The following is a 7,274-nucleotide window of genomic DNA, read 5'->3' on the forward strand; positions in this document are numbered from 1 at the left end:
GTCAGGTCTTGTCCTTGTTCAGGCGGTTGGCGACCCAGGTCAGTACCAGCACGAAGGCGAAGTACGAGATCACCAGTGCGCTGTTGAAGTGGCCGCTGCTGTTGCGCATGTTGTTCAGGTACACCTGCAGGGTCTCGTAGCGGGTGCCGACCAGCAGGTTGGCGAACACGAACTCGCCGAACAGGAACGAGAACGACAGCAGCAGCGCCACCATCAGGCCCTTGCGCAGGTTTGGCAGCACCACCAGCAACGCTGCCTGCCAGGTGCTGGCGCCGAGCAACTGGGCGGCGTCCATCAGGTCGCGCAGGTTGATCGCCTGCAGGTTGTTGGTAATGGCCCGGTACATGAACGGCAGGGCGATGGTGAAATAGCAGCCGATCAGGATCCAGGGCGTACCGACCATGGCCATCGGCCCGCTGCCATACAGCTGCAGCAGCCCCACCGACGACACCACTGGTGGGACCGCGAACGGCAGCAGGATGAGGATGTTCATCAACGCGTCGAGCCGCGGGAAGTGGTAATGCACCACGAACAGCAGCGGCAGTATCAGCACCACCGACAGCAGCAGCGCGCCCATGCACACCAGCAGCGACTGGCCAAAGGCGGCCAGGAAGCGCGGCTCACTCCACAATGCCACGTACCATTTCAGGGTCAGGCCGCTGGGCAGCAGGCTGGCCGACCAGCTGGTGGCCAGCGAATAAAGCAAGGTGCCGGCCAGTGGCAGCAGCAGGATCAGGAACAGCAGGTAGACCACGACGCGGTGGTACCAGCCGCCGGAACGGGCGTCAGCGCGCATGGTAGCTCCTCTTCAGCAGCCATTGATGCACCACCGTGACCACCGTCATCAGCCCCACCAGCACCATCGCCAAGGCGCTGGCCAGGTTCGGGTCGAGGCTGATGTCGCCGGCTACCAGGCCAGCAATGCGGATTGGCAGTACGTTGAAGTTGCCGGTGGTCAACGCGTACACGGTGGCGTAGGCACCGAGGGCGTTGGCCAGCAGGATGACGAAGGTGCCCAGCAGTGCCGGGGTCAGTACCGGCAGGCCGATGTGCCGCCAGTATTGCCAGTGGTTGGCGCCGAGCAGCGCGGCCGACTCGCGCCAGTCTTCGCGCAGGGCGTCGAAGGCGGGGTAGAGCAGCAACACACCCAAGGGGATCTGGAAGTAGGTGTACACCAGGATCAGCCCGCTTTTGGAATAGATGCTGAAGTCTTCCAAAAGGCCGATCTGCTTCAGCAGCAGCGTCAGCGCGCCGTTGAAACCGAGCAAAATGATGAAGGCGAAGGCCAGCGGCACCCCGGCAAAGTTGCTGGTCATGTTGGCGAAGGCGCTGACGAAATCGCGCAGCCTCGAGTCCACCTGGCGCAGCGAATAGGCACCAAGGGTGGCGATGACGATGCCGAACAGGCTCGACCAGAAGCTGATCTCCAGGCTGCGTTGCAGGGACTGCAGGTAAAACTTGGAGCTGAACACCTTGCTGAAGTTTGCGACGCCCCAGCCGGCCTCCGATTGCACGCTGTTGATTGCTACCCAGGCCAGCGGGGCAATCTGGAAGATGACGAAGAACACAGCAAACGGCAGCAGGCAGAGCAATGCCAGGTAGCGGCCACGGGCGCCGCTGCGCTTGGGTGCAGTCACTTCAGCAGCTCCCGGCACACGGTCTTGTCGTGGGCAGCGCCCAGCAGCTCGCACATCGTGCCGCACAGCTCGGTCTGCAGCGGCTTGGCCGCCGGGTCCAGGCTGAAGGCGTCACCAAAGACGAACAGTGGCACTTCGCGTTCCTCGGCCAGCAGGCCGTTGTGCGAGCGGTCGTTGTTCATGCCGTGGTCGGCGGTGACCAGTACCTGGTAGCCCTCTTCGAGCCAGCCTGGCAGGTAGTCGGCCAGCAAGATATCGGCGCTGCGCGCGGCGTTGCGGTACTGGCTGCTGTCCAGGCCGTGGCGGTGGCCGACATCGTCGATGCTCATCGGGTGAACCAGCAGGAAGTTGGGGGCATGGCGGCGGCGCAGGTATTCGCCATCGGCCAGCAGGTGCGAATCGGGGTACCGGTCGTCCCAGTAGAACAGCCCGTGCTGGATCGGCAGCTTTGGCGCGTGGGTATGGCGGTCGCGCTGCGGGTCGAAGGGCGAGCGGTTGTACAGCTCGCTCATCCAGTGATAAGCCGCCGCTGCGGTGCCCAGGTTGGCCTCGCGGGCGTAGTGGAACACGCTGCGCTGGTTGGACAGGCGGTTGACGTTGTTGTGCACGATGCCGCTGTCGATCGGCGGCACGCCAGTGAGGATGCATTCGTACAGCGGCCGTGACAGCGACGGCAGCTCGCATTCCACGCGGTACAGCGCGGCGCGGTCGGCCTCGACATAGGCATGCAGGTGGCCCATGGCGTGGTGGGCAACCTGATAGTTGAGGCCGTCGAGCAGGACCAGGATGACGTTGTGTTGCATGGTGGCTCCAGTCATAAACCGCGTTGGCTTCTTCGCGGGCATGCCCGCTCCCACAGGGTTTTGCACGGTCTCTGTGGGAGCGGGCGTGCCCGCGAAAGGGCCGGGTCAGGCACTAGACAAGCTAGCCCTTTACTCCATCTCGATGATCACCTGCTCCTGCCACATCTGCGGCAGTTTCTTCGAGGTGGCTTCCCAGGCTTCGGCGTTCTTGATCGGTTGGGCGGCACCGTACTGCTCGTTAGGCAGCAACTTGGCCTGCACGTCCGCCGGCAGCTTCAGGTGCTCGGCACGGATCGGCCGGGCATGCCCCTTGGCCAGGTTGATCTGCCCGGCATCGCTGAAGATGTATTCACGGGTCAGTTTGGCCGCGTTGGGGTGCTTGGCGTATTTGTTGATGACCGTGGTATAGCCGGAGATTACCGAGCCGTCCGACGGGATCAGCACTTCAAAGCGCTTGGGGTCGATTTGCTCGCGGTAGCTCAGGCCGTTGAAGTCCCACACCACGCCCACTTCCACCTCGCCCTTCTCCAGGGTCTGGATGGTCGGGTTGGCCAGCGACAGGCGCTTTTGCTGGGCCAGTTTGGTGAACAGCTGCAGGCCCGGCGCCACGTTGCTTTCGTCGCCCTTGTAGGCGATGGCGGCGGCGAGCACGCCGTTGGCGGCCTGGGCGGCAGTGCCGACGTCACCGATGGCGACCTTGTACTTGCCTTTTTCCAGGTCATGCCAGGTTTTTGGGCGTTCCTCTTCCTTGACCAGGTCCTTGTTGATGATGAAGGCAATGGTGCCGGTATAGGCCAGCGCCCAGTGGCCGTCCTTGTCCTTGGCCCACTCCGGCACCTGGTCCCAGGTGCTGGGTTTGTACGGCTGGCTCACGCCCTTGGTCACGGCGATCGGGCCGAAGGCGGCGCCCACATCGCCGATGTCGGCGCTGGCGTTGTCCTTCTCGGCTTCGAACTTGGCAATTTCCTGGGCCGAGCTCATGTCGGTGTCGCTGTGCTTGAGGCCGTATTTGCTGGCCAGGTCTTCCCAGGTGCCTTTCCAGTTGGCCCAGGCATCGGGCATGCCCACGCTGTTGACGGTGCCTTCCTTGCGGGCGGCGTCTTCCAGGGCCTTGAGGTCGTCGGCCATGGCCGAAGTACAGAACGCGATGGCCGAACCGAGCAGTGACGCCATGAACAACTTTTTCATCCGTAGCTCCTTGGGTGGGGTGCCTTTTACCGATCGTTGGTATGAGTGAAGCCGTTGCCTGGAACCTTTGGTCTAGGTCAGCAAACCTTGAGCCAAGGTAGGCCGCTTGCGTGACAATTTGATGTAGGGAAGGGCCCGTTAAGGTGTCGACGGGCTCCTGGCAATACAGCGTAGACCATGGTGAACCCCCGGTTTTGCAGGGCTGGCCCGATTCTGGCAGTACCCCGTGGGCAGCCTTGTCACAGGATGTTCATCAGCCCTGCCTAGGCTTGCACTATTCTCCAAGTGCCCTGTTCTGGGGCTGGACTAGTCCAGATAGGTAACCTTTGATGCAGCCGATGCCACCGCGTGCGGTAACAGCCATCTGCCATGCCCTGCAGGAGCAGATCGAGCACGGCCTGCTGGCGCCGGGTGGCAAGTTGCCGGCCGAGCGCAAGCTGAGCGAGGTGTTCGACACCACGCGCATCACCCTGCGCGAGGCGCTGGCGCAGCTGGAGGCGCAGGGCTTGATCTACCGCGAAGAGCGCCGCGGCTGGTTCGTCGCGCCCCAGCGGCTGACCTACGACCTGATCGAGCGCAGTCACTTCCATGCCATGGTGCGTGACCAGGGCCGTGTGGCCACTACCGAACTGCTCTCGGCACGGCTGCAACCGGCCTCGGCGGCCATCTGTGCGCGCTTGCAGTTACCGGCGTTGTCCAGTGTGGTGCGTATATGCCGGTTACGGCGGATTGACGGGCGGGCGGTGCTGTATGCCGAGCATTACCTCAACCCCCGGTACTTTCCGGACATTCTCGAACAGGACCTGGCGCAGTCGCTGACCGAGATTTATGGGCGGGTGTATGGCATCCGGTATGGGCAGGTGTGCTTCGAGATTTTGCCGACGGCGTTGCCGGTGGAGGCCGCGGCGGTATTGAAGGTGTCGGTGGGCAGCCCGGGGTTGCACATTACCCGGGTCAACAGCGACCAGCATGGGCACCTGATCGACTGCGACCTGGAGTATTGGCGGCATGATGCCATCCGCATTCGTGCCCAGGCCGGCTGATCTTGGATTCTGGGGCTGCTTTGCAGCCCATCGCCGGCAAGCCAGCTCCCACCTTGACTGCATTGGCTTCACGCCCTGTGCAGTAACTGTAGGAGCTGGCTTGCCGGCGATAGGGCCCTAACGGGATGAACCTGCCTCCGTCATGCCACCACCCCCGGCGGTCACCACCTGTACCGACAACCGCGGCGTCGCCAGGTCCAGCCCGGCCTCATCCAGCTGCCGCTTCAGCGCCAGGTTGAATGCCCGCGACACTTCCCACTGCTTGATCGGTGCGGTCTTGAACCGTGCCCGCAAGATCGCCGACCCCGACTCGAAGCTCTCCACGCCTTGCAGCTCCAGCGGTGACCAGATGTTACGGCGCATCAATGGGTCATTGCGCAGCTTCTGCCCCACCTCGCGAACCAGCGTGATCGCCTGGTCGATGTTCATGTTGTGCGGGATGGCCACACGGAAGATGGCGTAGCCAAACTCCCGCGAGTAGTTCTTGATGCTCTTGATCTCGCTGAACGGGATGGTGTGCACGATGCCGTCGATGTCCCGCAGGCGGACGGTACGGATGGTCAGCCCCTCTACCGTGCCCAGGTGCCCGCCCACGTCCACGTAGTCGTCGATGGCCAGCGAGTCTTCGATGATGATGAACAACCCGGTGATCAGGTCGGCCACCAGCGATTGCGCGCCAAAGCCGATGGCCAGGCCGATCACACCGGCACCGGCCAGCAGCGGGGTCACGTTCATGCCCATGTTGGCCAGGGCAACGATTACCGCAATGATGAAGATGACCACGAACAGCACGTTGCGGATCAACGGCATCATGGTTTGAGCGCGGGCGTTGGCCAGGCCCCGGCGCGAACGCACCAGGGCGTGGTGCACGGCGGTGTCGGCAAGGATCCACACCAGCCAGGCGACGATCAGCGTGCCGGCCAGGCCCAGCAGGCGCAGGCTGACTTCGTGGCCATCGCCTTCGGCAAAGCCGATCATCGACAGGCCCCACACCCGCAGCCCCAGCTCGATGAACACCAGCCAGATGAACAGGTGCACCAGCAGGTAGCCGAAGTTGCGCAGGCGTTCGGCATACACCGCCTGGCGCTTGTTGGCGCGCTTGGGGTTGGCCGCGTGGCGGCGCACCAGGCCGTTGAGCACCATGCAAACCACCACCAGCACCGTGCACATCAGCGACTGGCGCAGGGCGGTGCTGGTGTCGCCGGCCGAGACGAAAGTGGCGAACAGCGAGATGGCCACCAGGATCAGCGCCGGGATGAACCAGAAGCTGCCGAGGATCTCGATGGTGTCGCTGAGGGTTCGCCGGGTCAGGCGACGCGCCAGCGGCTGGTTGCGGATCAGGTGGGCTATCGGGCGGCGGAAGCGCAGGATGAACAGCCCGGTGCACAGCGCGGCGATGACGTTGGCCAGGGTCGCGAGGGCATGGGCCAGGTGGGTACCCAGTGCCACCAGCATGCGCGGGTCGCTCATGGCCTCGCCAAACGCTGCGAAGCTGCCGATCAGCCACAGCGGGCGGAATGCCTGGTGCCGCAGGATATGCAGGGCGCGGTGGCGATGCGGGCCGTCGAGCAACGAGAAGGCGATCACGCAGATGGCCGAGAAGCAGGTGCCGACGACCAGTGCGTAGGCCAGCACCATGGCCAGCGATTTACCCAGCGACGGCGGCAGCACAAAGCTCAGGTACACGGTGAACACCAGCGCCACCAGCCACGGGCCGAGCTTGCGCAGGGCAAAGCGCACCAGGTCCCAGGTACGCGGGTGCTGCGGCAGTTCTTCGCTCAGGCCAAAGCGCAGGCGGATACGGTGGCCGACCCAGTTGAAGGCGTAGGCCAGCACGCTCCACACGGCAATGACGGCGGCAAAGCCGAACAGGATCGCCGGCCACTGGTGCACCGGCACTATCAGTTCGGTCAGTTCGGCCTGGGCTTGGTCGATTTCCGCCGCCCAGCGGTGGAATGGGCTGGCATCGCCGCTGAACTGTTGTTCGAAATCATGCAGCGCGCCGCCGATCAGGCCAAGCACGCCCTGTTCCACGCTGGGCTGCGATTGTTTGGTAGCGTCGCGCAGCTTTTTAAGATCGGCCAGCAGCTTGGCGCGCTGCTGGTCGTTTTCCAGGTTTTTGATCACTTCGTCCAGCGACTTGCCCAGCGGCTCGGTGGCCTCCGGTTGCGCGGGCGCACTCCCGCCCAGCAGGCCGGGCAGGCCCGCTGCCTGTACCGGAGTGATGAACAGCAGCAAGAGAAGGAACAGGTAACGCAGGAGGGCAGGCACGGGCAAATCTACCTCAGGTCAAACGATTGACCGAGTGTAGAGGTTTATGTCGGCAGTTTCTCGAGGATCTTCCAGCAGGTGAGGCCGAAGATGCCCAAGGTGCCGATCCACATCATCAGCACACCAATATTGCGCTCGCGCATGCTGAAGCCGATGGTCAGCAGCATCAGGAACAGGAATACCGGCACGAACAGCGACAGAAACGGGGACATGGACAGCAATCCTTTTGCAGTGGGGCCATGTATCAAGCATAGCGCTTGGCAAGCGAGGCGGGATTGACCTTGAGCAGGCCCGGCCTCTTCGCGGGCGAGCCCGCGAAGCTGTCTCTTATA

At 63.5% G+C, this 7,274-nt stretch carries 7 protein-coding genes; 1 reads left to right on the plus strand and 6 read right to left on the minus strand.

Going from position 1 to position 7,274, the window contains the following annotated elements; translation table 11 throughout:
- Window position 1: 1 nt before the first annotated feature.
- The 4 genes from JOY50_RS27900 to JOY50_RS27915 form a co-directional block, all read right to left on the minus strand.
- Window positions 2-796, minus strand: a complete 795-nt coding sequence (locus tag JOY50_RS27900) for an ABC transporter permease (protein ID WP_019473206.1) — start codon at window positions 794-796, stop codon at window positions 2-4.
- Window positions 786-1,637, minus strand: coding sequence for an ABC transporter permease subunit (locus tag JOY50_RS27905; protein ID WP_138737702.1), 852 nt, complete (start codon window positions 1,635-1,637; stop codon window positions 786-788). The genes JOY50_RS27900 and JOY50_RS27905 overlap by 11 nt, the downstream gene beginning before the upstream one ends.
- Complete coding sequence (locus JOY50_RS27910) at window positions 1,634-2,440, minus strand: alkaline phosphatase family protein (RefSeq protein WP_019473208.1); 807 nt, start codon at window positions 2,438-2,440, stop codon at window positions 1,634-1,636. The genes JOY50_RS27905 and JOY50_RS27910 overlap by 4 nt, the downstream gene beginning before the upstream one ends.
- A gap of 129 nt (window positions 2,441-2,569) precedes the next feature.
- On the minus strand, window positions 2,570-3,628 hold the full coding sequence (locus JOY50_RS27915; RefSeq protein ID WP_132844500.1) for an ABC transporter substrate-binding protein: 1,059 nt from the start codon (window positions 3,626-3,628) through the stop codon (window positions 2,570-2,572).
- Window positions 3,629-3,957: 329 nt separating this feature from the next.
- Between JOY50_RS27915 and JOY50_RS27920 the strand changes: the two genes are divergently transcribed.
- Window positions 3,958-4,671 carry a UTRA domain-containing protein gene (locus JOY50_RS27920; protein WP_243056138.1) on the plus strand — a complete coding sequence of 238 codons (714 nt, stop codon included), beginning with the start codon at window positions 3,958-3,960 and terminating at the stop codon, window positions 4,669-4,671.
- 117 nt (window positions 4,672-4,788) lie between these two features.
- Here JOY50_RS27920 and JOY50_RS27925 read toward each other — a convergent pair whose 3' ends face one another.
- Both JOY50_RS27925 and JOY50_RS27930 read right to left on the minus strand, forming a co-directional pair.
- A complete protein-coding gene (locus JOY50_RS27925; protein WP_132844505.1) occupies window positions 4,789-6,942 on the minus strand; it encodes a mechanosensitive ion channel family protein in 2,154 nt (717 codons plus the stop codon).
- Window positions 6,943-6,986: 44 nt separating this feature from the next.
- Window positions 6,987-7,154, minus strand: a complete 168-nt coding sequence (locus tag JOY50_RS27930) for a hypothetical protein (protein ID WP_016501052.1) — start codon at window positions 7,152-7,154, stop codon at window positions 6,987-6,989.
- Between the last annotated feature and the right edge of the window lie 120 nt (window positions 7,155-7,274).

This window comes from Pseudomonas sp. BP01 (genome assembly GCF_022760795.1).
In the GTDB taxonomy this organism is placed as follows: domain Bacteria; phylum Pseudomonadota; class Gammaproteobacteria; order Pseudomonadales; family Pseudomonadaceae; genus Aquipseudomonas; species Aquipseudomonas putida_Q.